This is a genomic window from Mixta hanseatica, from assembly GCF_023517775.1.
Taxonomy (GTDB): domain Bacteria; phylum Pseudomonadota; class Gammaproteobacteria; order Enterobacterales; family Enterobacteriaceae; genus Mixta; species Mixta hanseatica.
Genome location: NZ_CP082905.1, coordinates 35848 through 60024, shown reverse-complemented (window position 1 = coordinate 60024; position 24177 = coordinate 35848). Strand labels below are relative to the sequence as shown.

The window sequence follows — 24177 nt, the reverse complement described above, 5'->3', positions numbered from 1 at the left end:
AATGGTCACTAATTTAAAATTGAGGTTTGAGTATGAGTATCACATATAATCAAATTAAACTTGAGGTGAGGCAAATCTCGGAAGAGCTTGCCAGGTCAAATTCGGTAGTTCCAGGTGTTTTTCAAAGCATTAAGGGTGGACTATTACCTGCGTTGATATATTTCTGCTTTTACATTGCTTGTATATACACCGATGTGTACATTAAGACGGTTTGGCAGGGTGTTGGGGTAATATCAATATTTTTTTGGGTATTTATTACTTTATTTATGAGTGGGTATGGGCGGATTTTTTCCATGCTCCCTAAAGACGCCGGGCAAAGGTATGAGATAGTGAGAATCTATACCAAAAAAGTAAAGGTTTACTATCTGGTTTGGGTTGCTGCCATAGTTGTGGCTGGGTTGGTTTCTGTCTTTTCAATATTAAATATCATAGCATTAGCAGGTATATCTCTGTTATCCACAGTGATTATTGCACTCGCTTTTAATTTTGATATATCCCGCTTTCAGTTGGCTGGTTTATTTGGTGTTTTAAGCGCCGCAAAAGATAATTTAAATCGATAATTGCCCATCTTCACGTTAGGCCCGTCATAAAATGGCGGGCAATGTTTCTTTAATTAAAGATTTGAGGTGATAATGCTAATTCATCTGACCCCCTCTTTTTTTCTTAACTACTCAAATATCTCTGTTGATTTAATTGATGTCGAAATTCCTGAGCTGGGTTTGCATCTGCAGGCTGAAAGAGATATTACCGTTCGGTTCCCGTCGCCAAATAAGCGCCTGCATTATGTCTGCCGTAAAAAAGGCCGTAAGGCCATTCACGGCATTCTGCTGAATACGGACACTTACGTAACGGATATTACCGTAATTACCCGCTGGTTCGTGCAGGGCGATGTGTCTTTGCACCGGGTACATATGCACATCGTGGGTGCAGACGATGCGGCAACGGACGTCATTCATCTCTGGAGTGGCGTCCGGAATACGCCGTTCCGGGATAAGGCTCCCGACCTCACGAAAAACTGGATACCCGCATCCTGTCAGCCTCGCCTGACCGTGAATGCCGGCGACAGGCCGTCTGTACGTGAACCGGCTATCTGGCGTCGCGCAGACCCGGCCGGGATTATCCGGCAGCAGACCGAATACTATACTGCCGCGACCGTGGAGCCTGAACGGCTGCTTTCGCCTGCCAGAAGCAACAACCGCCTGCCGGCGCTGGAAGACGCCTTTGACTGCAAAGTACGCGACTACGCGGACACGCTGCGTGTGCTTTACGCCTATCCGGGCGTGACGGTGTGTCCGGTTACAGAGCATGAAGAGCTTATCGAAAGCGACATGAAAGAAACCGGGGAGCTCGATGCGTTTACGTCGATCATTCAGCCCGTGCTGCAGGAAGTTCGCGCGGTATGCCCGGTGTTTTTTACCAATACCACTAACCTGATGAACTGTATCCGTCGTTTTTCCGCGCATTTTCGCGCCCTTTCTGGCGCCGAAAAGCAGTTTGTCGAGTACCAGATTAACCAGCCGCTGTTTCAGGTTTCAGACCGCTGAGACCGCCCGCCGCACAGCCTGACGCGCCCTGCGTCTGGCGGAGGAGGCGGAATATCACGTCAGCCCAGCAGGGCACGTTCACACCGTAATTAAACCCCGCGCAGCTACCTGCCTGGCATACGCCTGTCCGCAGCTCTGCACGTTTACCACTGTTTCCACATAAAGGATTTTCAATGAGCCTCAACGCCCGCGACTTCACCCAGGGCGGCCAGGTGATGAAATACATGATCGGCATGTTTGTGCAGATCATGAATATCGCCTCCTACTGGGTTGTGCTCTTTTCTGTGCTGATATTCTTTTCTTGGATGCTCCTGCGGCTCACGCTGCAGGAGTTCATTCACGGCAGCGCCTACTGGCTGATTAAGTGGTTCATCATGCCGCTGTCGAAGCTCTCCGGCAGACCCTCTCAGTCCGGCTGGACCTTTCACTTTGAGCGGCCAAACGGCGAGGTGGTGGCGTTTAAACACACGGCGCTGCAGGTGATGAACGATCCGTACTTTGTGCTCATGGGCCAGCACGTCAAGGACACGGCGTTTTACGGCTGGGGCATTGCGGCGTTCTCCTTCGTCGCCGCCATTATGGCCATCACCTGGTTTCTGGGCAACAAAGGTGCTAAACAGCGCGAGAGCGAGCTTACCGGCGGCCGTATTCTCGCGACAAGTCCTGCTGTCGTGAATCGTCTGCTCAGAAAGGCCGGCGTGATGTCCCCGCTCAGCATCTGCGGTCTGCATATCCTGAAAGACTCCGAGATGCAGAATTTTGGCCTGCACGGTACCGTCGGGTCGGGCAAGAGTACCGCGCTTAACGACCTTCTGCGCCAGCTTCGCGAGCGCGGCGATCGCGTCATCGTGTACGACAAAGGCAATAACTTTATCCCGACGTTTTACCGTCAGGATAAAGATCTCATTCTCAACCCGTTCGATGCGCGCTGCGCACCGTGGGACCTCTGGGAAGAGTGCCGGACGGTGGGCGACTTTGAAAACTTCGCCACCTCGCTGTTGCCCGACAGCAGCGGCAGCAGTGATCCGTTCTGGGTGCTGTCGGCCCGTTCGCTGTTTGTGGCCACCGCCCGGCGCATGGCTCGCGAAAAGAACCGCAGCATCGGTGAGCTGCTGAAAAAGCTGATGTCCATCAGCCTGGCGGACCTGCGCCAGTTCCTGGAAGGCACAGACGCGGCGAACCTGGTGGACGGCAGCATCGAGAAAACCGCGATGACCATCCGCACCATTCTCACCACCTACGTTCGCTCGCTGCGTTACCTGCAGGGGCTCGATCAGGGCGGGCGCCGTCCGTTTAACATCCGCGACTGGCTGCACACCGAAGACGCAAGCGGCGTCAATCCGTGGATTTTTATCTCCAGCGACGGCCAGAACCACAATGCGCTGAAGCCGCTACTGAGCGCGTGGCTCTATATGACCATGTCCGGCATTCTCGGCCTGAAGGCCGACCGCAATCGTCGCATCTGGATCTTCCTGGACGAGCTGCCGTCCCTGCACAAACTGCCCATTCTGCCGGAGTTCTGCGCCGAGGGCCGTAAGTTCGGCGGCTGTACCGTCGCCGGCCTGCAGAACTTCCCGCAGCTGGAAGAGACGTACGGTACCAATGCGGCTAAATCGATCTGGGACCTGCTGAACACCCGCGTCTTTTACCGTGCGCCCAGTGGCTCGATTGCGGACTGGGTACAGAAGGAGATTGGCGAGCAGCGCCATAAGAAGTTCAAGGACCAGTACAGCTACGGCATCGACATCATTCGCGACGGCGTGCAGTTCTCCAAAGACGAGGTGAACGAGTTCCTGGTCAGCTATTCCGACGTGCAGAGCCTTAATGACCTTGAGTGCTACATCACTCTGCCGGGCGAGTGGCCGGTGGTGCGCATGAAGCTAACCTGGAGAGCCTACCGCGAAATCGCTGAGGGGCGTATTCCCCGCGATGTGGAAGATGTGTTTGACCCGGACATCGAGGCGACGCTGGCGGGCGAAACCAGCGATGACCAGGCGGGCCAGATTGTGGGCAGGCTGTTTGGCGACGCGGCAGCAACCGCTGCAGACGAGCAGGGAGCCGAAAGCGCTCAGGCCGCAGCGGGAGCGCAGAGCGCAGCGGCGCCGGCTGAAAGCGCGACAAACGCCGCCGAAACGGCCTCAGCGCAGTCAGCGCCGGACGAGAAGGGCGGCCGGGTTACCGCCTTACCGCCGCCTGTTGCTGATCCCACACGTGCTCCTGCAGCCGACAGCCCTGCGCCAGCACCGGTTTCAGAGCGCGAAACTGAGCGGCCGCTGCAGGTTATGGATGTGGTTAAACATAAACACGCGGATTTTGGTCTGGACCGCAACTGAGGTGAATCATGCTGTCAGTCTCTTCAGTCAAAAACGCCGGCAAGGCCGGCGCCTACTATACCAGTGAAGATAACTATTACTTTCTCGGCGAGCAGTCCACGGAGTGGTACGGCACCGGTGCGGAAAACCTGGGCCTGGAAGGCCCGGTAAACCGCGATACTTTCGTGGCGGTGCTGGAAGGTCAGCTGCCGGACGGCACTGACATGCGTCGCATGGAGGGCGGGATTAATAAACACCGCCCGGGCTATGACCTGACGTTCTCGGCGCCCAAAAGCGCGTCGGTACTGGCGCTGGTAACCGGCGATACCTTCCTGGTGGATGCCCATAAAGAGGCGGTGCGGCGCACGCTGGACGAGGTGGAGAAGCTGGCCACCACGCGCACCATGACCGACGGCATCACCGAAATGGAGAAAACCGGCAATCTGGTAATTGCCACCTTCATGCACGATACCAGCCGCAACCTGGACCCGGCGATGCACACGCACGCGGTCATTGCCAACGCCACGCTCTCGGAAAACGGCTGGAAAACCCTTTCCACCGATATCAACGGCAAACAGGGCTTTACCGACGTGGTGTGGAACGAGCAGGTCAGCATCGGCGCGCTCTATCGCGGCCATTTCCGTTCCATTATTGAGCCGGCGGGCTACCAGACGGAAGACACCGGCCCGCGCGGCGAATGGGACATCACCGGCGTGCCGGTAAAGCCGTTTTCCTCGCGCCGCCAAGAGATAGTCGATCTGGTCGGCGAGAACGCCACGGCGAAGCAAAAGAGCATGGCTGCGCTCGACTCCCGGCAGGCCAAACATTTTGAAGATCCCGAAACGCTGCGCGAACACTGGCAGTCAGTGCTGAAGGGTACCGGTTTTGATGCGGAGACGTTCAGGCAGGAAGTGGCGGCGCGCCGCCAGACGCTGGAGGCAAAAAGCGCCAATGAAGAGAAAAAGGTGGCCACACCTTCCTTGCTGGACGGTGCGGTGCGCGAGGCGATTGATCGCCTGTCCTCAAAAAGCGTGCGCGTGACCTACGACGACGTGATGACGAGCGTGCTGAATCACGTCCCGGTTGAGCCGGGTGTGTACGGTCAGGCCCGCAGTGCCATTGATAATGCCATCGGGCGCGGTCAGCTGATCGCCGTGGACAAGAACCAGACGCTGTTCACCACCGCAGCCCACGTCCGCGACGAGGCGCGCCTGGCGCAGCTGGCCGCAGGTCTTGCGGAGAAACGCGGCGGGCTTCTGGCACTGGCGGGAGAAAAGGGCGTGCTGGTGCAGGTGGCTGACGGCGATCGTGCCGTGTCGCTCATCGATGTGCGCGGCGGCACGCAGTTCATCAGCGATCTGAACCGCAGCATCATGGCGATGGCCGGCGAAAACAAACGTCCGTTAATCGTGGTGGCGGCCGACGGAGCTGCGCGAAAGCGCCAGCAGGCCACCTTCGGGGATAAACCCGGTGTGATGCTTATGACGGCGGAGGAGATGAAAACCGCTGAGCTGCCGGCACGTCCGCTGGTGCTGGTCGCGGAGGCTGAGCGGTTTAATACCTCCGGGCTGCACGACGTGCTGAAAGCGGCCGCGCAGCAGGAGGGCACCACGCTTGTGACCGACACGCACGCCAGGCGAACGGCGGGCTTTGCGTCCGAAGTGCTGAGCAGCGCGGGCGTGAAGCAGTTCACCGCCACCCCGAAAACCGAAAACGTACGCGTGACGATGGTGCAGAAGGACACGGTAGAAGACCGGCTCAGCGTGGCGGCGCGCTACTACGCCCAGGAAAAGGCGCTGGGGCGTCCGGTATCGCTGCAGGCGGGCAACGCGCGCACGCGCGACCAGCTCACGGCCCGCACCCGGGAAATCCTGACCGATGAGGGCCAGCTCGGACGGGTACTGGGTGAGGCCACGGTACGGGTGCCGGTGTGGCTGGACGCCACCAACCGCAACGACCGCAGCGTGTACCGCGCGGGCATGGTGCTGGAGCAGCACGAGGGGCCGGGGCAGAAGTCGGTTTTTACCATTACCGGCGTCAGCGAGCGTCACAACCTGCTGACGGTGTCGGACGAAAAGGGCCAGAAACATGGGATCAGCATCAGCAGCATTGACAGCCATTACCGGCTGTTCCGGGAGAAAAAGCTGGAGCTGCGAGAGGGCGAGCAGCTGCGCGCCACGGCTGAGCTCGGCAGCCGTGCCGGCAGCGGCGAGCGGCTGACCGTCACCGGTGTGAAAGAGGGACGCTGGCTGTTTAAGGACGTCATCCTGATGGAAAACGCAAAAGGCGAGCGCGTGAAGCTGGACCGCAACGCGCCGCTGTACGCCGATTACGCCTATACAGAGTCCTTTGGTGCCACGCGGCGCACGGAGGGCAGCGTGGTGGCGGTGCTGGCGGGCAAAGAAGTGAACGACGCGACCGTCAACATGCTGCGCCGCAGCGGCTCAAATGTCATCGCCTTCACCCCGCTGGACGAGGTCACCATCGGCCGCCGGCTGGAGGAAAACCGCCCGGTGGTGAGCGTGACGCAGGGCATTAAGTCGCTCTCGGGCGAAAGCGACCTGACCGACGCGCTGCGCGAGCTGGAATCGCGCAGGATGTCGCAGCCGGAGCGCGTAATGCGCCTGGCCATTGAGAAAGCCGCCGGCACGGACGTCACGTTCACGGGGGTCCGGGTGCTGGCTAACGTTATCAGTACAGACCGCAGCATAACCCCCGATCGTGCGCAGGAGGAGCTGTCACGCCTGGTGCAGCGCGGCGAGATTTTTGAACTCAGCGCGGAGCAGGGCGCGGCAGGCAGATACATCTCGCGCGAAAACTTTGAAAACGAAGTATCTATCCTGCGCCACGTCGCCGAAGGAAAAAACAGCGTGAAGCCGCTGCTGACAGGGGGGCTGAGTGAGGAGAACGCGGCTGGCCTGACGGAGGGGCAGCGCGGGGCGGGCAACCTTATCCTGACCACGCGCGACCGCTTCACCGCCATCCAGGGTTACGCCGGGGTGGGGAAAACCACGCAGTACCGCACCGTGGCGGCGGCGCTGGCAGCCGTGGCGGACGGCCCGGAAATTCGCGGCCTGGCACCCACGCACCGCGCCGTCAGTGAACTTTCCGACGCGGGCATTCCTTCGCAGACCATCGCCAGCTTTCTCAGCGAAAGCAGCCAGTGGCAGGCCGCCGGGCAGGCGCGTGACTTCCGAAACACCCTCTTTGTCATCGATGAATCGTCCATGAACGGCAACGCCCAGATGGCCTCGCTGATGAACGTGATCGCCGAAGGCGGCGGCCGCGCCGTTCTGAGCGGTGACCAGGACCAGCTGAAATCGCTGGAGTCCGGTGCGCCCTTTGCACTGGCGCTTGAACGCAGCGCGGCCGATGTCGCGGTGATGAAGGAAATCGTGCGTCAGATCCCCGCGCTGAAGCCTGCCGTGGAGGCCGTTATTGCCGGCAACGTGCGTGAGGCGGTACGGATAACGGCCGAAACCAGCCCGCAGAGCGTGCCGCGCCAGCCGGGCGCCTACGTGCCGGAAAGCAGCACGATGGACGGCAGCAAAATGGAAAAAGAGGAGACCGGTCCGGATGAGAAAACGGGCCCGGACCTCATCGGCCTTATTGCGGACGATTACAGCGGGCGCACGGCGGAGGCGCGTGACAACACGCTTATCGTGACGGAGCTCAATGCCGATCGCCAGGCCATAAATGAGGCGGTGCATGCGCGCCTTCGGGAGCAGGGCACGCTGGGTGACGGTGTCACGCTGCCGCTGCTGATGCGCATTAATAACAGTAATGCCGACCTCGGGCGGCAGGCGTTCTGGGAAGAGCAGGAGGGGAAAGTGGTTAAGCGGGGCGAACAGTATTACCGGATCGGCAAAACAGACGCAGAAAGCGGCGTGGTGCGCATGGCCGGGCTTGACGGAGCCGCTGACCGCTGGGTCAGACCTGCCGAACTGCGCAAGGAAGAGGTGGCGGTATTTGAGGAGGTGACGAGGGAAATCAGCCCCGGTGAAAAAATCCGCCTGACGGCCACCGACCGCGACCGCAACCTGCGCGCCAGCGACATGGCCGTGGTGTCAGGCATTGCGGCGGACGGAAAAATCACGCTTGATACCGGCGACCGTCAGCTGTCATTTGAGCCGGCCGCGCGTTACGCCGACCGTCATCTGGACTACGGCTACGGCGTCACCACCTACAGCTCGCAGGGCGCGTCAGTAAAATACCTGATTGGCCTGTTCGGGGAAGAGGGGGCGCGCAAAATGATGGCCGCCCTGGACAGCACCTATGTGCAGCTCTCAAGGGCAAAAGAACACGTTCAGACCTACTTCGACAACCTGTCCGGCTGGGCCGACCGGGTTGAAAGCAAAAGCGGGCGGCGCCAGACGGTGCACGACGTGCTGATGCGGGCGGAGGACGTGCGTGCGGGACGGGAGGTGCAGGCATGGGAGAAAAGCCTGCCGGTGTCCGGGACGCGACTGGCGGACCGGGTTGACCAGGACCTGACGGCGGATGCGCGGTTTATGGCGGGTAAAACGCCGGAGATGCTCTGGCCGGTTATTAACGAGCACGGAAGACAGCGGGGCAACTGGCACGTTCCCGTTTCGCCCTCAAGCGGGGAAGTGGATTTTTCTGCCGCTCACTATGAAGGGGCAGCGGACGGCAGCCGCATCGTGCTGCAGCGTGGGGAAAAGCACGGAAAGGTGCTGGAAGCCGCGGATATTGCTGAGGCGCTGCAGCTGATGAAGGACAACCCGGACAGCCCGGTGGTGCTCGCGGCTGAACACAGTGAGCGTCACGATGACAGGAATGCGCCGGCAGCTGCAGAGTCGGGGGGTGAGGAGCTGGATCGTCGCGAGGCCGAGGCGCTGGAGAAAGCCGTTAAAGCGGCACAGGAGCAGGAGGAGAAAGAGCCGGAACCCGTCATGCCCGATGAGGCGCGGAGCGCACCGGATGACAGGGACAGCGAACGCGAGGCTGCGCTTGCGGCGGCACTGGAAGAGCTGCGTGAAGAGGAGGCATTCGATTACCGCGACTATCACCTGTCGCCGGAGCGGGAAGACCGCGCCACGATGATGAACGATGGAGTAAACGTCATGCGCCATGAGCGCAGCGAACCCGAGCCGGAGTTTGGCCATAAACCCCAAAAAACGCTGGAGTAGACCCTATGACATTACTGCTGATTGCGGCCACTGCGGCCGTTTCCCTGATGATGCTGATGGCCTGGCTGCCTGAATTCAGGGCTAAAGGCGCGCTGCTTCGACGCTGGAGTAAGGGGGGGGCGAGCCCCGCTGCAGTGAGGTCGTGCAGAGCGTGGTGGAGGCATTTATTCAGGACTTTTCAGGTATACATAACCTGACGGACGCCGAAACGGCACGTATCCGGGAAATGAAAAGCCGCCCCGGGATGATGCCCGTGACCCTTCTGCTGCACCCGCAGCTGGTGAGACGTGAAAAAGGACGCTTTGCTCGCGGACGAAACCTGACTGCTGTGTTTGTGGCCACGGGTGTGAGCGCGCTTATCATGCCACCGCTGGCCGGCATGGCCATGCACAACATGAGCCTGTGGCTGCTGCCCTTTCTGAACACGGCAGTGTTCTTTGCCGGCCTGCAGCTGCTGCGCTACGCGTATTCAGATTTAGGGCTGATGAACGTGCTTGTAACCGGCAAAGCAGAATGAACAAACGGCCTGCCGCCCTGCGGTTGGCCGGTCCCTCACGGTCAGGATTGAAAATCCTGACCATTCACGACCATTTTAAAAGAATAAATTCTTTACTCCGTAAGCTCATCCTGTCCAGACGCCAGTGGATAGCTGGGCAAAATTATGTAAACCCACTTTTTTAAAGCTGTGTTATCCTGCAGAAAATCTCATTCTGGAGGTAGCGCTAATGCCGCGTGATCAAACGGTTACTTCCTCTAAAAAAGTCAGACGGATGACGGATTCTGAAAAGCAGCTTGCCGCTGTGGCCAGGAAACGGCTAACGCATAAAGAAATAAAGGTTTTTGTGCGTAACCCGTTAAAAGATCTGATGATAAATGAGTGTAAACGGGAAGGCGTTAATCAGGCTCAGTTTGTTGAAAAACTTATAGAGGACGAGCTCAGAAAGCGAGGCCTTTTAGAGTAAAGCCTTTACTGAACTGAGTTTGAAGTGGTAGATTACGGATAAGCAGGATTTACTGGTTGGCCACGCCGTAAGGTGGCAGGGAACTGGTTTAACAGCATTTTAGCTGAGCCAGAAAAGCAAAAACCCCGATAATCTTCATGTTTCTTGGCGGAGACGAAAGATTAACGGGGTCCACTTAACTGTATAGAAGCTGTTGCTCTATACGGGGAGTATAGTTTCATGCTCAGAAAAAGACAACACCTTCTGTGCTCACTCCTTCTGTGCAACATAAGCGCAGGAAGGAATGGCTGACGCGCAAAATTCATTCTGGAATTCCGTCCAGAAAAACACCCCTTCTCTACGTTTCATCGGTTCTGCCAGGCGTGAAGGAATTCTGAATCGATTTCTTTCCGATCATGATGTCGTTCGTCACTATGCTCAGCATGGTAAGGAGCGGCTAAATGGCTGATAAAAATCACGCCTCTGTGCACTGGAGTCAGCTTGATGAAGAAGCGCAGGTACGTTTCTGGCAACGCGTAGATGCCGGAGAAATTACCTCCTTTCTGGTTTCTGAAAGCGGCGATTCCGTTCACTTACCGCTGAAAAAACCAACGAAGCGCCGGCGGGGTAATCATTCCACGAAGCCAAAGTGTGAAAATCCACGCTGGTTCCGGCCATCTCATTACCGCACGCTGGGTGGTCAGCTGGGTTACGCCTATAACCGGCTCGTAAAAACGGATAAAGCGACCGGTACCACGCAGATTCGCATTCATATGTCCCGCCATCCAATCTATGTTCAGGGTCGCATTGAAGCGGGGCGTAAATACGCATTCCGTCCCGAAAAACAGCGCCTGCTGGATGCTATGTGGCCTGTTCTCATCAGTTTCTGTGATGCCGGTAAGCATTCTGTCGGTATGTGTGTTTCGCGACTGGCCAGAGAACTCAGCCCAAAAGACAGTAAGGGTAATGTGATTAAAGATCAGGAGATCACGGTTCCCCGGATTTCACGCCTTCTCAAAGAGCAAATCAGGTTTGGTCTGCTTGATGTATCGCGTGAGCTGGAATGGGACCGTGCAGCTAAACAATGGTTACCAAAATACGTCTGGATCACAGAAAAAGGTTTCCGTGCACTCGGCGTCGATCTGGTCAAACTGGCAAAAGAGCAGGAAAAAGCACTGAGAAGAAGCGAAGAACGACATCAGCTGATTGAAATGGGCCTAATGACGGAGGATGAAGACATTTCTCCACAGGCTGCACGCCGGCGCTGGGCAGAAAAAATGACGTCTCAGGCACTCAAACGCCGGCGCGAGCTGGCTGCAAAGCGTAAACGGGCCAACAGACTGGCGAAGTTACCGTGGGACGCTCAGGTCCATGAGATGGCCACACATATTCTTAAATCCATGTCGGCAGATGAAGCCTATTATTGCTCATCCGATCGGCTGGAAAAGCTGGCCATTCAACAGCTGTACCAGATGGAGCTTTTCCAGTCAGGCGTACCGCCAGCGTAGCTGTTCACTAAAGACTTTGTCTAAATCATGCCCCTCTTTGGGGCTTTTGGCGTTGGTTCTGGTTCATAAAAATGGCTGTATTTTGAGCTTACGAATGTTTCACAGTAGTAAAAAAGGAAATACGGGACGCGACAGCGTCTTTTTTTAGGCCTCCATTCCGGTTATCCACATAAATCCGCAATCTAATAACTGGACAAAGCTGGAAACAGAGAACACATAACCCGCAAAACCTTCCTAAACCCTGTAGTTAATCCCCTGCTTACTTACGTAGCATGGTGATCCTTTATCTTCGGTAAGATTGTGAATAAAAAAAAGTAGCCTTCGCTTGCAGTGGCCTGACGGCCGCGCCGCTCAGATATTAAGTTCCTCCCACCGCTTCGCGTTGGGCATGATATTAGTTACAACATAAGAAGAGAAGCCTGTTAACTGGATCGGAAATATCGGTAACATCAGCGTATCCCTACCCATTAAAAGCCCCGCCCGCCCGGGCCTTCGGCCCGGAACAGGAGTGGCTTTAATGAATGATGTAACTAAGCCTCTAGCCTCTGACGGCCTTAAACGCCGTCAGAGGACAAGACCCCGGAAATCACGCCCTTAACGTCGCTCTGCGCCGTTAAGCCCGCTCACCGGGGCTAAAGGGCTTAGATAACCTGATTTATCGCGATAAGCCCGTCAGGCTTTGCAGGGAGTGGTGGGAGTTGTGCAATTTATAGCTTTGTGGCGCCTGCGGCGCGTCTCCAGGGACGTTCGACATCAGCGTGACATGAAACAGCCTTTGTCCCTTCCCATGCGCTACGCGCATAAGGTAAAGCCTGTCAGAAACGTAAAAAATAGCGACATGCACAAGAACCAGGCGCTCGATCAAATTCTAAAGTTTTTTTTTCAAACAATTGACTTAGTTAGCTGGCTTTATGAAACGTGGACTTAGGGAATTAACCACCTTGCGATCACGAATTCTTTGCGAAAATCAAGGCTTGTTTAGACGCGATTAATTACTAGAATACTCACTATGTTGTTATTTTATAAACAACAAGCACAACATATAGCGCTTATGCCCGGAGTGGTTATCAACAAAGCAACCTTATACGTATAAAAAAACCCGCCGTAGCGGGTTTAGTTCAAAGCCTGGCTGGGGAACCGGCTTTGTTTTAGACATCCCATCAATCAGGTGTGACGTCTGTAGGTGCATTAAAGGATAACGAATCGCAAACTGGCTTTCAAGAAAGGCAAAATAACGCGTAAGGCTTCCGGAAGAAACCTGCTGATATTACTAGGGTAAATAAATTTTTTTGTTATTAGGAATAAATCCCAGAACAGGTAACTGGTGGGGACCGGTGAACTGTTCCAGCCTGAACCAGGTATGTCAGGTGTGACGTCTGTAGGTCCGTTGCACCAGGCGCGAAGGGTAACCCAGAGGCACTCGCGCAAGGACCTTACCCGGCAAGAGATGAAAAAATGCTCAATAAGCTTTTATTCTTCTTTAAGCTGATCCATCCGATAATGGCCATCATCATTATCGTTCTGGAACGCTTAAAATAAGCCCCGTCTCACGTGCCTGTGAAACGCTGGTGATTCATGAGGTAGCCTGAACTGGTCTTAGTTAAATAATATCCACTGTACCGGGTATTACGCCCGGTATAGTGGATATCCATTATACCGGGTGCTTTATAATTTTGTGTTACGTTTGAGAATGTTCAGAACGTAATCTTTTCCTTCTTTCTCGACCGTATATTCCAGAAAACCAATTTCATTAAGTTGCTGCAGCGCTTTGCGAACCGTTGCGTTCTGGTTACCCAGGTGAGAGGTCAGTTGCAGACGCTCACGTAGGCGATCAAAGCCAATCCGGTAGAACGTTGGTGGCAGTTCAGCCAGATACAAGTACAGTGCCTGGGCTGACTCTTTGCGCGAAAGCTTTTGTAGGGCCTTCAGATACAGTCTGGTTTTACCGTCCACCCTGTACAGTGTATTAAGCCTTGAGTTAGGAACAATGACTATCTGTCCCGTGCTACTGTCAAAATAAGTGTTTTCGACCAGATGCATGTTAATGGTTATTCGATCATCTGTACCGGGTATGGGCTTCACAAAGCTTATGTTGGTGCGGGATATCCGCGTCAGAGATGCATCGAAACGCATTTTAAGCTGCCGATCGATACGTTTGGTATCGAAGCCACAATATTTTGCAAAATCAGCAAAATTAACCATGAGCTGGTTTTCACTGTCGACTTTTAGCGTAGACAGCGCATAGATTATGCCGACCCAGACCTTAAAATCGGTATCCATATCGAGGCGTGGACCATAAATCTGGATCTGCTCATAACCTTCACCCTCTACAATGGACAGGCGTGAAAGTGATTCTGTTGCGTCAATGCTGTGGTTTTTTCTGCCACCCTTTCCAGTAGATTTAAGTGTTGGAACAAACACACCTAAGCGCAACAGGACTTTGGGCTGGATAGTCTGACGTAGTGTAGGTATCAGGTGAATAACTTCGCCTGTATCTTTAGTTTTTTCTTCTATAACCAAAGCTAACTTATTGTTATCCATATATTTATTCAACATTAGCGCCGGTGTGGACAGTATTATCATACTACCCGTGACAGTGGAGCAGTTCCACCCGGTATAGTGGACTATCTACCCTGTACAGTGGATGTATTACCCTTTCCAGTGTATCGGTCACCCGCTATAGTGTATTGAGTTCCCCTGAGAGGGGCATTCCTGCTGGGTTCAGTCAGATCTTATTCTTTGTTGATCTACACTTATGCCTATATGATCCTGTTGTTATTCTATCCAGTGGATAACGAAACGGCTGTATAACTGTAAGGGGACATTGTGAGCTCAAAATTTTCCCGTAAAAATTTGGCACTGCTTAACCAACAGTTAGAAAAGGACCACATAGCTGGCGTGGTAGGATTTGCGCTGTTTGATACGGAAAGACGCTCCTTTATTGCCTTAAATGAGACCGAAAGACGAGAGCCTATCTATTCATCTGATGCTGAATATGCTGAAGAGTTTGCTAACCGAACGGAGGCGTATCAGGCTATGCTGGATCTGGGGCTGGATACTAATATAACTCATATTATTCCACTGGTTTACAACGATTTTTTTGGCTTATTCCCTTTACCTGGTGCCCTTGATGGCAGAACGGATAGAGTTGGTTTTTTTAATATCAATGAAGACGCAAAATCATGAACCGTACTGAAACTGGCCATAATCTTGCCGCCCGTACCAGTGAAGAACGGGATAAAATCAATGTTGACCTGGCAGCCTCCGGAGTGGCTTATAAAGAACGTCTGAATTTGCCGGTAATTCCACAGCAGACAGAAATGGAACAGCCTGCTGGACTGCGAGAATATTTCCGTGAAAGGCTGCAGCACTACCGATCTGTCGCGCTGCAGTTCCCAAAAGGTACCGATTCGGTCTATCAGAAAGAAGAGAGTAAATAAGCCCGGGGATTTGAATGAAATTCCCCTGCCACGGGCTGACTTATTTTATGAGCTGGCTATCAGGAAACGGCGGGATGTTATTAGCAGCACCTGCCGTGTAAGCGTCCCAGCACCACCAGTTCCCCTCGCCATATTCTTCGCGATAATGTGCAAGCTTGACCGCCTTACGCGCGAGATAATCAGGCGTGTTCATACCAAATACTTCGAGCGGCACAATCTCCCTGCCCGGCACATCTTTCAGCAAAAAATCAGGGAAAACGTCCGCCTCGCCGTCATAACGCAGAGGCTTGATGAAATGCCGCTTCTCCTGCCAGAGTTTTTCTTCGATCACGCCCTCCCAGGAGGAGTCGAGAGGAATAAACCGGGCACTGACGGTCATCAGGGCCGCATCGATAACCCTGCAGGTGCTGTACGGCACAGGTTTCCCGTCACGCTGTCTGAATTTTTTCACCGGCGGATCGGTTTCGGCAATCAACATGACTTTCTGTCCGCGCCGCCAGTCGCCAAGCTCACGGGCAAAACTCCGGTTCAGGCGACTGATTAAATCTGCCGGTACGTCCAGAGCCGGAAAACCTGCGGCCTGACCGAGCGGCAGCGTGCCGCTGAGGTGACCTTCCTGGGGTCCGCTTGGAAAACGGAAATTATCCTACGCTAAGCCTGTTTTTTGTACACATTACTATTCACTGAGCGTAATGCGCGGTATTTACCCTGTCCCAGTTTGAGGTTCGTTCTCCAGACGTAATCCCCGCTCAGGTTGATATGTTCCCATCCCAGTGGTGACAGATGGGTAATCAGTTGCTCATTAATCGGGATCCCTTTTCGTCTCAAAGAATCTATCGCTCTTTCTATATATACCGTATTCCACAGTGAGATCGCCGCAGTCAGCAACGTCAGACCGCTGGCTCGATAGCTCTGATTCTCCAGCCCCCGATCTCTGATTTCACCCAGCCGATGCATAAAGACCGCTCGCGCAAGGGCATTGCGAGCCTCACCTTTATTCAGCCCCGCCTGTACGCGTCGACGCAGTAAAGGATCCCTGAACCAGTCCAGCATAAACAATGACCTTTCGATGCGGCCAATCTCTCTCAGCGCCTTTGCCAGACCATTCTGCTTCGGATAGCTTGCCAGCTTTTTCATCATCAGTGATGCTGTTACCGTTCCCTGCTTTATGGGGGCCGCTTGGAAAACGGAAAATATCCTACGTTAAGCCTATTTTTTGAGCTGGCATGACGGGCAGCTATGAGCGAAGTATAGTCATTCGCTCTATCTCTTTTGTCGCACTTTCAACAAGGGGGTCGCTTGGAAAGCGGAACGAGGTCAGTCTCCGCCCGGACTGGTCAGCTCTTTAAACAGCAAAAGAGAGGCATCTTATGAGAAGGGATTGTTCAGTATGTCAGGGCAGACTGCTTTTTCATCCGCAGGTACTGAGGGTAAATGCTCAATTCCGGTACGATTCTTACTCTATAGCCAGACAGAATTCAGCATTGTGCTGAACCCGAATCTTTTTTTACTCTGACAGGCCTGTTCATCAGAACCCTGAAAAAACAATTTTCCCGTTCACATTTTTATTTTCCATGTCCTCATGAGCCCGGCGAAGTGCTTTAGCATTCAGCCTGCCATACTCTGCCAGCAACGGAGGTTTGAGCTTACCGGAATCCAGCATGCATGAGAGTTTGTTAAGAATATCATGCTGTTTAGACATGTCCGCAGTAGCATGCATTGGGCGGGTAAACATTGCCTCCCAGTGAACAGAAACGCTTTTAAATTTGATCAAACGCAGATCCAGTGGTTCAGGATCGTCGATGAGTCCGATACGGCCTTGTGGGGCAATGATTTCTGCCATATTTTCCCAGGCAGATGACGTAGTATGCGTCGAGAAAATCCGGGTAATGGGAGGGAGTCCAGCAAGGCTGGCAACCTGTGGCGCAAGCGCGCGAGAATGGTCCAGAACATAATGCGCACCAAATCCGCGAACTGCTCTGGCGCTCTCCTGCCGTGACGCTGTCCCGATGATGTTCACCCGACTCAGGATGCGCGCAAGTTGTATAGCCATACAAGAGACACCGCCCGCACCACCAAGCATCAATAGTGTCTGATCAGCCTCGCCGTTCACTGACAACTGCAGACGATCAAATAACATTTCCCAGGCTGTCAGACCGGTCAGGGGAATTGACGCGGCAGTTTCAAAACTCAGTGCTGCCGGCTTGATCCCCGTAATACGTTCGTCAACCAGCTGAAACTCTGCGTTGGCTCCCTGACGATCGAGCACACCGGCATAGAAAATGTGATCACCAGGCCTGAACAACGTTACATCCGGGCCGGTTGCTTCGACAACACCGGAAGCGTCGTATCCCATAACTACCGGGTTGCCTGCAACAGGGCTTATGTTTCGCCGGCTTTTCAGATCACGTGGATTAACCGCGACCGCTCTGACTCTGACCAAAAGATCACGCCCCACGGGCATGGATGGGTTGGGAAGCCTCAAATCTTCAATTAGGGGTCAGTTTGGATATCGAAAATTACTGTACGTTAGGCTCATTTTTTGACCATCAAAGAGAGCCAATATCTGGCGAAATTTAACAGAACTGTCTACGCACCAAATTCCGTATCCGTAGATATCATTTTAGTAGCAACTTTCCTTCCGACCGGATCACAGCCAGTAATTAACTAACAATATGATTTATATCATAAATAAAAAACGCTCAGTGTTTTTTCTCTGCCCCACCCTTTATACTATGGTGGGGTATATGTTGACGAAAAGCACATACCCCACTATAGTATCTAAGATCAAAAAAGATGAGGTAAACAATGCCCAGTACTCCTGAAGAGAAAAAAAAGGTCCTTACCCGGGTTCGCCGCATTCGGGGTCAGATTGATGCTCTGGAAAGAGCGCTTGAAAATGGCACTGAATGCCGTTCCGTTCTTCAGCAGATAGCTGCCGTTCGCGGAGCAGCTAACGGTCTTATGGCAGAGGTGCTGGAGAGCCACATACGGGAAACCTTTGACCAGAATGACAGCTACAGCCATGAAATCAGTAAATCCGTTGACGATACGATTGAACTGGTTCGTGCCTATCTTAAATAGCTAAGACATCACATTGAGGAGAAATTACATATGAAATCACGTGCTGCCGTTGCATTTGCACCAGGGAAGCCCCTGGAGATTGTTGAAATTGATGTCGCACCACCTAAAAAAGGCGAGGTGCTGATTAAAAACACCCACACCGGTGTCTGCCATACTGATGCCTTTACCCTCTCCGGGAACGATCCTGAGGGCGTTTTCCCGGTGGTTCTCGGCCACGAAGGGGCCGGTATCGTCGTGGAGGTCGGTGAAGGCGTGACCAGCGTGAAGCCGGGAGACCATGTTATTCCGCTTTACACCGCCGAATGCGGGGAGTGTGAATTCTGTCAGTCCGGTAAAACCAACCTCTGTGTATCTGTTCGCGAGACTCAGGGCAAAGGACTGATGCCTGACGGAACCACCCGCTTTTCTTACAACGGCCAGCCTCTTTACCACTACATGGGATGCTCCACGTTCAGTGAGTACACGGTAGTGGCCGAGGTTTCTCTGGCAAAAATTAACCCGGAGGCAAACCATGAACACGTCTGCCTGCTGGGCTGTGGCGTAACCACAGGGATTGGCGCTGTTCACAACACAGCGAAAGTACAGCCTGGAGATTCTGTCGCTATTTTTGGTCTTGGCGCAATCGGTCTGGCTGCCGTTCAGGGGGCTCGCCAGGCAAAAGCAGGACGCATTATCGCTATCGACACCAACCCGGCCAAATTCGAACTTGCCCGTCAGTTCGGTGCAACCGACTGTATCAACCCGAACGACCATGACAAACCGATTAAAGATGTGCTGCTTGAAATCAACAAGTGGGGCATTGACCACACCTTTGAATGTATCGGTAACGTCGACGTTATGCGTGCGGCGCTGGAAAGTGCTCACCGTGGCTGGGGCCAGTCCATTGTCATCGGCGTGGCCGGCGCCGGGAAGGAGATTTCCACCCGTCCATTCCAGCTCGTTACCGGGCGCGTATGGAAAGGTTCTGCTTTCGGCGGAGTGAAAGGCCGTACGCAGCTTCCGGCCATGGTCGAAGATGCCATGAAGGGCGAGATTGAACTGGAGCCATTTGTTACCCACACCATGACGCTGGATGAAATCAATGATGCCTTTGACCTTATGCATGAAGGTAAATCTATCCGGACGGTGGTTCATTACTGATCCCGCCCTGACCTTAACAAATACAAACTGAAGGAAATGAATCATGGCAACACCTGTAATTTCTGGTAATGACATCTTTTCTCACGTGTTCATCGGTGCATCCGATGTCGAAACATCTGCTGCTTTTTACGATGCTGTACTCGGAACGCTTGGCATCAACAACCTCGGCCCGTTTGGCAACGGCTGGGTACTCTATGGTCGCGAAAAGCCAGCCTTTATTATTGCACGTCCGGGCAATGGCGAAGCGCCATCGGCCAACGGCGTGACTGTTGGATTTGCAGCTGCAAGTCCGGAAGAGGTTGATGCTTTCCACGCAGCCGGCCTTGCCGCCGGAGGGAAAGATGAAGGCCAGCCTGGCCCGCGCAACCATCTCCTTGGAGCCTATGCAGCCTACCTGCGAGACCCTGCGGGTAACAAAATCACGGCTTATACGTTCATCTGACGTCCGGCTATAAAGATACTTCCCCTGACTCCCTGTCAGGGGAAATAACCATGAGACTGAACCGCCCCGGTAATCCTGGAGACTACACTCTTTGAGAGAGGTAACCAGGATGACAAAACATAACCGATTTCCCCCTGAAGTTCGTCAACGCGCTATTCGTATGGTTCTGGAAAACCAGAATACCTACAACTCACAATGGGCCGCTATCTGCTCCATTGCCCCTAAGATCGGCTGCACTCCCGAGACATTGCGTATCTGGATCCGTCAGCAGGAGCCCGTTGATGATGAGCAGAATGCGCTGACTGCCAGCGAACGCCAGCGTCTGAAAGAACTGGAGCGGGAAGTCCGCGAGCTGCGCCGCAGCAATGATATTCTGCGTCAGGCTTCAGCGTATTTTGCCCAGGCGGAGCTCGACCGCCACTGGAAAAAATAATGCCGCTTCTGGAAAATCTGAGCGGTGAACACGGGGTCGGGCCAGTCTGTCATGAGCTGGATATTGCTCCGTCAACGTACTACTGGCATCAGCAACGCCGGAAGTGTCCTGAACGACGCAGTAGTCGGGATAAACGCGATGCCGTGCTGATACCTGAGATACAGCGCGTATACGAAGAAAACTACAGCGTTTACGGTGTGCGTAAGGTCTGGCGACAGCTAAAACGTGAAGGTGTCGGCGTTGCCCGCTGCACCATTGAGCGCCTGATGAAAGCCCTGCAGCTACGTGGGGTGACACGCGGCAAAAGTGTCAGAACCACCCGCAGCAACAAAGCCGAAACACCGCAGGATCGGGTGAACCGGCAGTTCGTGGCTGAACGGCCCGATAGTCTTTGGGTGGCCGATTTTACCTACGTCAGCACCTGGCAGGGGTTCGCATATGTGGCCTTCATCATTGATGTGTTCGCCGGTGTTATCGTGAGCTGGCGGGTCTCATCCACGATGGAAACGTCGTTCGTGCTGGATGCACTGGAGCAGGCGCTGTGGGCCAGACGCCCGAGCGGTACCATCCATCACAGCGACAAAGGTTCGCAATATGTGTCACTGGCGTACACGCAACGGCTGCAGGACGCGGAGCTGCTGGCTTCAACAGGCAGCACGGGCGACTCATATGACAATGCGATGGCAGAAAGTATCAACGGGTTGTACAAAGCGGAGGTGATCCACAGGCAAAGCTGGAAAACCCGACAGGATGTTGAGCTGGCTACGCTGAAATGGGTGGACTGGTACAATAATCACCGATTGATGGAACGGACCGGATATATCCCGCCAGTGGAGGCAGAAAAAGCCTATTACGCTTCGCTGAATGACCGGGATGTGGCAGCCTGATCACTCAGGCAAAATACTCTCCAGGAAAACCGGAGCGGTTCAACCCATATCCAGGGTGCCAGGCTCAGCGAGGCCAGGGTTTTAGCGACCTCTGTATCTAACGGGAAGTGCCTCTCTGAGAAGGTTCTGGCAGTGAATCAGGCAAAAACTGGCCGGGTGTAAGGTAAATCATCTTTCTGATAAATCGGGTCTTTACCTTCAGGCTGCGTCTGAGATTGCTGCCGATAATTGATAACTGTTTTACGCAAATATTCCCGCAACGCTACCGGCTGCTGCCGCTCGGCTTGATGCGGCATGATCCTGACCTTTTCCCGGCTGTCTTTGACCGTCATCCCCGGCCAGCATTCCTCAACGTATCCGATAAGAAACCTCCCGATTGCCTTGCTGTCGATTGCGTTATCAATCATGGCAGCTAAACTTAGTTGACACTTACCCGGTAGGGCAGCCACACCTTTCCGGCCGCAAGCAGGAGAAGATCATGAAAGCAGTTATTTACAACGGTCCCTATGATGTAAAAGTTAAAGACGTGCCGGATGCAAAAATTGTTCGCCCCACCGATGTGCTTGTCCGCATTACCACCACCAATATTTGTGGATCGGATTTGCACATGTACGAGGGTCGGACCAGCTTTGAGCAGGGACGTATTTTGGGGCACGAAAACCTGGGTGAGGTGGTTGAAATTGGCTCAGGAGTGGAGCGTGTTAAGGTCGGTGACTATGTCTGTCTGCCATTTAATGTCGGATGCGGTTTTTGCGAGAATTGTGAAAAAGGTCTGACCGGTTTTTGCCTCACCACCAATCCCGGTGCTGTGGGCGCGGCCTATGGTTTTGCTGAAATGGGCTCCTGGGAGGGTGGTCAGGCGGAACTGCTTCGGGTCCCCTTTGCAGACTTTAACTGCCTGGTGCTTCCGCCTGACGCAGTAGAAAAAGAAGATGATTATGTGATGCTCTCTGACATTTTCCCTACCGGCTGGCATGCGACAGAACTCGCCGGATTAAAGCCTGGCGAAAGCGTAGCCATTTACGGCGCGGGGCCGGTGGGTCTGATGGCCGCACACTCAGCCATGATAAAAGGCGCTTCACAGGTATTTGTAGTGGATACACACCAGGACCGTTTAGCGCTGGCAGAGAAAATGGGGGCGACGGGCATCAATGCGACCGGCGATGAAGCCGTGCAACGAATTCTCGACTTAACTGACGGACGCGGCACTGACTGTGGCTGTGAATGCGTGGGCTATCAGTGCTGTAACAAACATGGCCATGAAGATAATTCGGTCACTATGAACAGCCTCGTTGCATCAACCAAAGCAACCGGGGGAATTGGTGTGGTTGGCGTGTTTATCCCGCAGGATCCGGGAGCTGCATCAGACCTTGCCAAAGAAGGTAAGATGCCGTTTGATTTCGGCAGTTTTTGGCTTAAAGGACAGTCAATCCGCACCGGCCAGGCGAACGCCAAAGCCTATAATCGTCAGCTGGCCCGTCTGATCCATCAGGGTAAAGCCAGCCCGGGCGGCATAATCTCACACCGTCTTTCACTTGCTGAGGCGCCTGAGGGATATAAGCACTTTGACGATCGCGATGAGGGATGGACGAAGGTTATCCTTAAGCCTTAACTGACGCTGATCGGTTATAAAAGTTAAATCGGAACAATTAAACCGGAACAATGTAGAAATATCGACGGGATACCATTGCGTATCCTGTCATAATATTTATCTTCTGCTGCCAGGCTCGCCCCTGTATCTATTGTGATGTTTAATGACGCATTATGAATATTATCAGGACCTGTGAATAGCGCCCGATCTTCTTCAGGCATAAACGAAATAAACGCTATTCATGTAATAACGATGAGAGTGGGTGAGAATGAAGTGCGATATTATAAGGATTCTATGTAACATCATGTCGGGATAGATCCAGAGTCAAAGCCACCTGAGTATTACAGGTGGCTTTTAAACGATTCTGAGCTGCGTTTTTACCTTAAGCTGGTTTTGAAAAACTGTTCAAACCTGGCAAAAGGGATCTTACCTGCAGCGTTGTCGTATAAGTCCACGTGGTTTGCGCCGGGGACGATCACAAGCTCTTTTTCAGTGCTGCCAACCGCTTTGTAGGCATCTTCTGCAAAATAGCGCGAGTGCGCTTTTTCACCTGTAACAATCAACACAGGAATAGTGATTTCATTTGCGTAGCTAAGCAGCGGCATATTCATAAACGACAAGGGCATCGTTGCATTCCATGCGCCATTAGAGTTAACAGAACGCCCATGGAAGCCGCGTGGCATTCTGTAATAATCAAAAAACTCTTTCAGTACCGGGTGTGGATTCGCGGGTAATGTTTCCGGCAGAATTCGCTCAGAAGCGCTTACGCTGCCATTCTTATCCACATTAATATCGTGACTACCGCGGGCGATAGTTCCGCTTTCAGCATCTTTCCAGCGCTGCTCGTTCAGGTACTGTAATACGGCACGGCGATCGGCTGTTGAATAACGGTCTTTGCCATCACCAACGCCATGTCCCATCGCCCGGCTCATGTCGTACATCACGCTGGTTGCAACTGCTTTTACGCGTGTATCCATCGCCGCCGCATTGAGTGCCATGCCTCCCCAGCCGCAAATACCGAGTAATCCAATACGATGGCGATCCACCTCTTTTTGTAATCCAAGGAAATCAACCGCCGCGCTAAAGTCCTCAGTGTTGATATCCGGAGAGGCGACATTACGCGGATAGCCACCACTTTCACCCGTGTAAGAAGGATCGAATGCCAGCGCAACAAATCCCTGTTCGGCCAGGGTCTGTGCATACAGGCCGCTTGATTGCTCTTTGACCGCACCGAAAGGACCACTTAATGCAATCGCAGCCAGTTTACGTTCGCCCCGGTTTTTGGGGATGTAAAGATCCCCTACTAATATGATCCCGTAACGGTTCTGGAATGCCACCTTGCGATGATCAACCTTATCGCTCTCTGCAAAGGTTTTATCCCATTTTTCTACCATTGAAACAGGCGAGTTCGGATTAGATGTGTCAGCATAACTCATTGTCGTAACTCCACTTAATGATACGCATAGCAGCGTAGCGGGTAGCGCGGCTGTCAGCTTTCTGGTGAAAACATTCATTTAAATTCCCCTGAAAAAGAAAAGTGAGGTACCGGTTTCATACGGAGAGTACTGCTGTGCTTTGATGCAATGCGCTCATTATAGGTAGCAGAAATAGTGCTGATTAGAGGGTAAAAATTGCTAGGATTAATAGCATATTGTTATAAATGAAGGGCCGCAGCAGACATCATTTGCGGCCAGATATTCTGAGG

Annotated in this window: 20 protein-coding genes, 1 pseudogene and 1 other annotated feature; of the genes and pseudogenes, 15 read left to right on the top strand and 6 right to left on the bottom strand. The window is 53.5% G+C overall.

All coding sequences use genetic code 11. From position 1 onward, the window contains the following. Positions 1-32 precede the first annotated feature (32 nt). From K6958_RS20635 to repA, 8 genes are all read left to right on the top strand, one after another. Positions 33-560, top strand: a complete 528-nt coding sequence (locus K6958_RS20635) for a hypothetical protein (protein ID WP_249894771.1) — start codon at positions 33-35, stop codon at positions 558-560. Positions 561-632: 72 nt separating this feature from the next. Further along, positions 633-1544: a DUF6012 family protein gene (locus tag K6958_RS20630; RefSeq protein ID WP_249894770.1), complete on the top strand. Its 912-nt coding sequence runs from the start codon at positions 633-635 to the stop codon at positions 1542-1544. Between the two features lie 173 nt (positions 1545-1717). Beyond that, positions 1718-3877, top strand: a complete 2160-nt coding sequence (traD, locus tag K6958_RS20625; RefSeq protein ID WP_249894769.1) for a type IV conjugative transfer system coupling protein TraD — start codon at positions 1718-1720, stop codon at positions 3875-3877. Between the two features lie 8 nt (positions 3878-3885). Beyond that, a complete protein-coding gene (gene mobF / locus K6958_RS20620; protein ID WP_249894768.1) occupies positions 3886-9006 on the top strand; it encodes a MobF family relaxase in 5121 nt (1706 codons plus the stop codon). 142 nt (positions 9007-9148) lie between these two features. Further along, the gene (locus K6958_RS20615) at positions 9149-9523 is read left to right on the top strand and encodes a hypothetical protein (RefSeq protein ID WP_249894767.1); all 375 of its coding nucleotides are present in this window, start codon (positions 9149-9151) and stop codon (positions 9521-9523) included. Between the two features lie 208 nt (positions 9524-9731). After that, positions 9732-9968, top strand: a complete 237-nt coding sequence (locus tag K6958_RS20610; protein ID WP_256470561.1) for a RepB family protein — start codon at positions 9732-9734, stop codon at positions 9966-9968. A 219-nt stretch (positions 9969-10187) separates the two neighbouring features. Then, a complete protein-coding gene (gene tap / locus K6958_RS20605; protein ID WP_249894827.1) occupies positions 10188-10259 on the top strand; it encodes a RepA leader peptide Tap in 72 nt (23 codons plus the stop codon). A 149-nt stretch (positions 10260-10408) separates the two neighbouring features. Continuing rightward, complete coding sequence (gene repA, locus K6958_RS20600; RefSeq protein WP_249894766.1) at positions 10409-11455, top strand: plasmid replication initiator RepA; 1047 nt, start codon at positions 10409-10411, stop codon at positions 11453-11455. Between the two features lie 1665 nt (positions 11456-13120). Here repA and K6958_RS20595 read toward each other — a convergent pair. Further along, on the bottom strand, positions 13121-13996 hold the full coding sequence (locus K6958_RS20595; protein ID WP_249894822.1) for a RepB family plasmid replication initiator protein: 876 nt from the start codon (positions 13994-13996) through the stop codon (positions 13121-13123). Positions 13997-14281: 285 nt separating this feature from the next. On the opposite strand from K6958_RS20595, the gene K6958_RS20590 reads away from it, so the two are divergent. Beyond that, entirely contained in the window at positions 14282-14641 is a 360-nt protein-coding gene (locus K6958_RS20590; protein WP_249894821.1) for a hypothetical protein, read from the top strand. Next, positions 14638-14895 (top strand): DNA polymerase III subunit theta, encoded by a 258-nt coding sequence (locus tag K6958_RS20585; protein ID WP_249894820.1) that lies wholly within the window; start codon positions 14638-14640, stop codon positions 14893-14895. Before K6958_RS20590 ends, K6958_RS20585 begins: the two co-directional genes overlap by 4 nt. Before the next feature lie 40 nt (positions 14896-14935). Here K6958_RS20585 and K6958_RS20580 read toward each other — a convergent pair whose 3' ends face one another. The 3 genes and pseudogenes from K6958_RS20580 to K6958_RS20570 form a co-directional block, all read right to left on the bottom strand. Next, entirely contained in the window at positions 14936-15457 is a 522-nt protein-coding gene (locus tag K6958_RS20580) for a DUF1173 family protein (RefSeq protein WP_256470562.1), read from the bottom strand. An 89-nt stretch (positions 15458-15546) separates the two neighbouring features. Further along, positions 15547-16074 (bottom strand): annotated as a pseudogene (locus tag K6958_RS20575) (Tn3 family transposase); the annotation flags it as partial. Between the two features lie 349 nt (positions 16075-16423). Further along, positions 16424-17389, bottom strand: coding sequence for a zinc-binding alcohol dehydrogenase family protein (locus K6958_RS20570; protein ID WP_249894825.1), 966 nt, complete (start codon positions 17387-17389; stop codon positions 16424-16426). 314 nt (positions 17390-17703) lie between these two features. On the opposite strand from K6958_RS20570, the gene frmR reads away from it, so the two are divergent. The 4 genes from frmR to K6958_RS20550 all read left to right on the top strand — a co-directional run bounded on the left by frmR (position 17704) and on the right by K6958_RS20550 (position 20881). Beyond that, positions 17704-17979: a formaldehyde-responsive transcriptional repressor FrmR gene (gene frmR / locus K6958_RS20565; protein WP_249894819.1), complete on the top strand. Its 276-nt coding sequence runs from the start codon at positions 17704-17706 to the stop codon at positions 17977-17979. A gap of 30 nt (positions 17980-18009) precedes the next feature. Next, positions 18010-19119: an S-(hydroxymethyl)glutathione dehydrogenase/class III alcohol dehydrogenase gene (locus tag K6958_RS20560; protein WP_249894818.1), complete on the top strand. Its 1110-nt coding sequence runs from the start codon at positions 18010-18012 to the stop codon at positions 19117-19119. Between the two features lie 43 nt (positions 19120-19162). After that, the gene (locus K6958_RS20555) at positions 19163-19561 is read left to right on the top strand and encodes a VOC family protein (RefSeq protein ID WP_249894817.1); all 399 of its coding nucleotides are present in this window, start codon (positions 19163-19165) and stop codon (positions 19559-19561) included. Between the two features lie 109 nt (positions 19562-19670). After that, positions 19671-20881 (top strand): IS3 family transposase gene (locus tag K6958_RS20550; RefSeq protein WP_434085232.1). Its coding sequence is split into 2 segments (ribosomal slippage): positions 19671-19956 and positions 19956-20881, totalling 1212 coding nucleotides; the frame shifts between segments, so codons are not numbered across the junction. After that, positions 19949-20065: a sequence feature (AL1L pseudoknot), on the top strand. It overlaps the preceding gene by 117 nt. 137 nt (positions 20882-21018) lie before the next feature. Here the strand turns inward: K6958_RS20550 and K6958_RS20545 are convergent. Next, positions 21019-21288 (bottom strand): hypothetical protein, encoded by a 270-nt coding sequence (locus K6958_RS20545; RefSeq protein WP_133052070.1) that lies wholly within the window; start codon positions 21286-21288, stop codon positions 21019-21021. A 71-nt stretch (positions 21289-21359) separates the two neighbouring features. Between K6958_RS20545 and K6958_RS20540 the strand changes: the two genes are divergently transcribed. Continuing rightward, on the top strand, positions 21360-22493 hold the full coding sequence (locus K6958_RS20540; protein ID WP_249894815.1) for a glutathione-independent formaldehyde dehydrogenase: 1134 nt from the start codon (positions 21360-21362) through the stop codon (positions 22491-22493). Between the two features lie 356 nt (positions 22494-22849). On the opposite strand, the gene K6958_RS20535 is transcribed toward K6958_RS20540, so the two are convergent. Continuing rightward, positions 22850-23986 carry an alpha/beta hydrolase gene (locus K6958_RS20535; RefSeq protein WP_084970549.1) on the bottom strand — a complete coding sequence of 379 codons (1137 nt, stop codon included), beginning with the start codon at positions 23984-23986 and terminating at the stop codon, positions 22850-22852. Positions 23987-24177 lie beyond the last annotated feature (191 nt).

Bases quoted from the DNA above. Each gene is read 5' to 3' on its own strand.
- K6958_RS20585 (WP_249894820.1), top strand. From the start codon at position 14,638: ATGAACCGTACTGAAACTGGCCATAATCTTGCCGCCCGTACCAGTGAA.
- K6958_RS20545 (WP_133052070.1), bottom strand. From the start codon at position 21,288: ATGATTGATAACGCAATCGACAGCAAGGCAATCGGGAGGTTTCTTATC.
- K6958_RS20560 (WP_249894818.1), top strand. From the start codon at position 18,010: ATGAAATCACGTGCTGCCGTTGCATTTGCACCAGGGAAGCCCCTGGAG.
- K6958_RS20540 (WP_249894815.1), top strand. From the start codon at position 21,360: ATGAAAGCAGTTATTTACAACGGTCCCTATGATGTAAAAGTTAAAGAC.
- K6958_RS20630 (WP_249894770.1), top strand. From the start codon at position 633: ATGCTAATTCATCTGACCCCCTCTTTTTTTCTTAACTACTCAAATATC.
- K6958_RS20595 (WP_249894822.1), bottom strand. From the start codon at position 13,996: ATGGATAACAATAAGTTAGCTTTGGTTATAGAAGAAAAAACTAAAGAT.
- K6958_RS20555 (WP_249894817.1), top strand. From the start codon at position 19,163: ATGGCAACACCTGTAATTTCTGGTAATGACATCTTTTCTCACGTGTTC.
- K6958_RS20535 (WP_084970549.1), bottom strand. From the start codon at position 23,986: ATGAATGTTTTCACCAGAAAGCTGACAGCCGCGCTACCCGCTACGCTG.
- repA (WP_249894766.1), top strand. From the start codon at position 10,409: ATGGCTGATAAAAATCACGCCTCTGTGCACTGGAGTCAGCTTGATGAA.
- mobF (WP_249894768.1), top strand. From the start codon at position 3,886: ATGCTGTCAGTCTCTTCAGTCAAAAACGCCGGCAAGGCCGGCGCCTAC.
- traD (WP_249894769.1), top strand. From the start codon at position 1,718: ATGAGCCTCAACGCCCGCGACTTCACCCAGGGCGGCCAGGTGATGAAA.
- K6958_RS20635 (WP_249894771.1), top strand. From the start codon at position 33: ATGAGTATCACATATAATCAAATTAAACTTGAGGTGAGGCAAATCTCG.
- frmR (WP_249894819.1), top strand. From the start codon at position 17,704: ATGCCCAGTACTCCTGAAGAGAAAAAAAAGGTCCTTACCCGGGTTCGC.
- K6958_RS20610 (WP_256470561.1), top strand. From the start codon at position 9,732: ATGCCGCGTGATCAAACGGTTACTTCCTCTAAAAAAGTCAGACGGATG.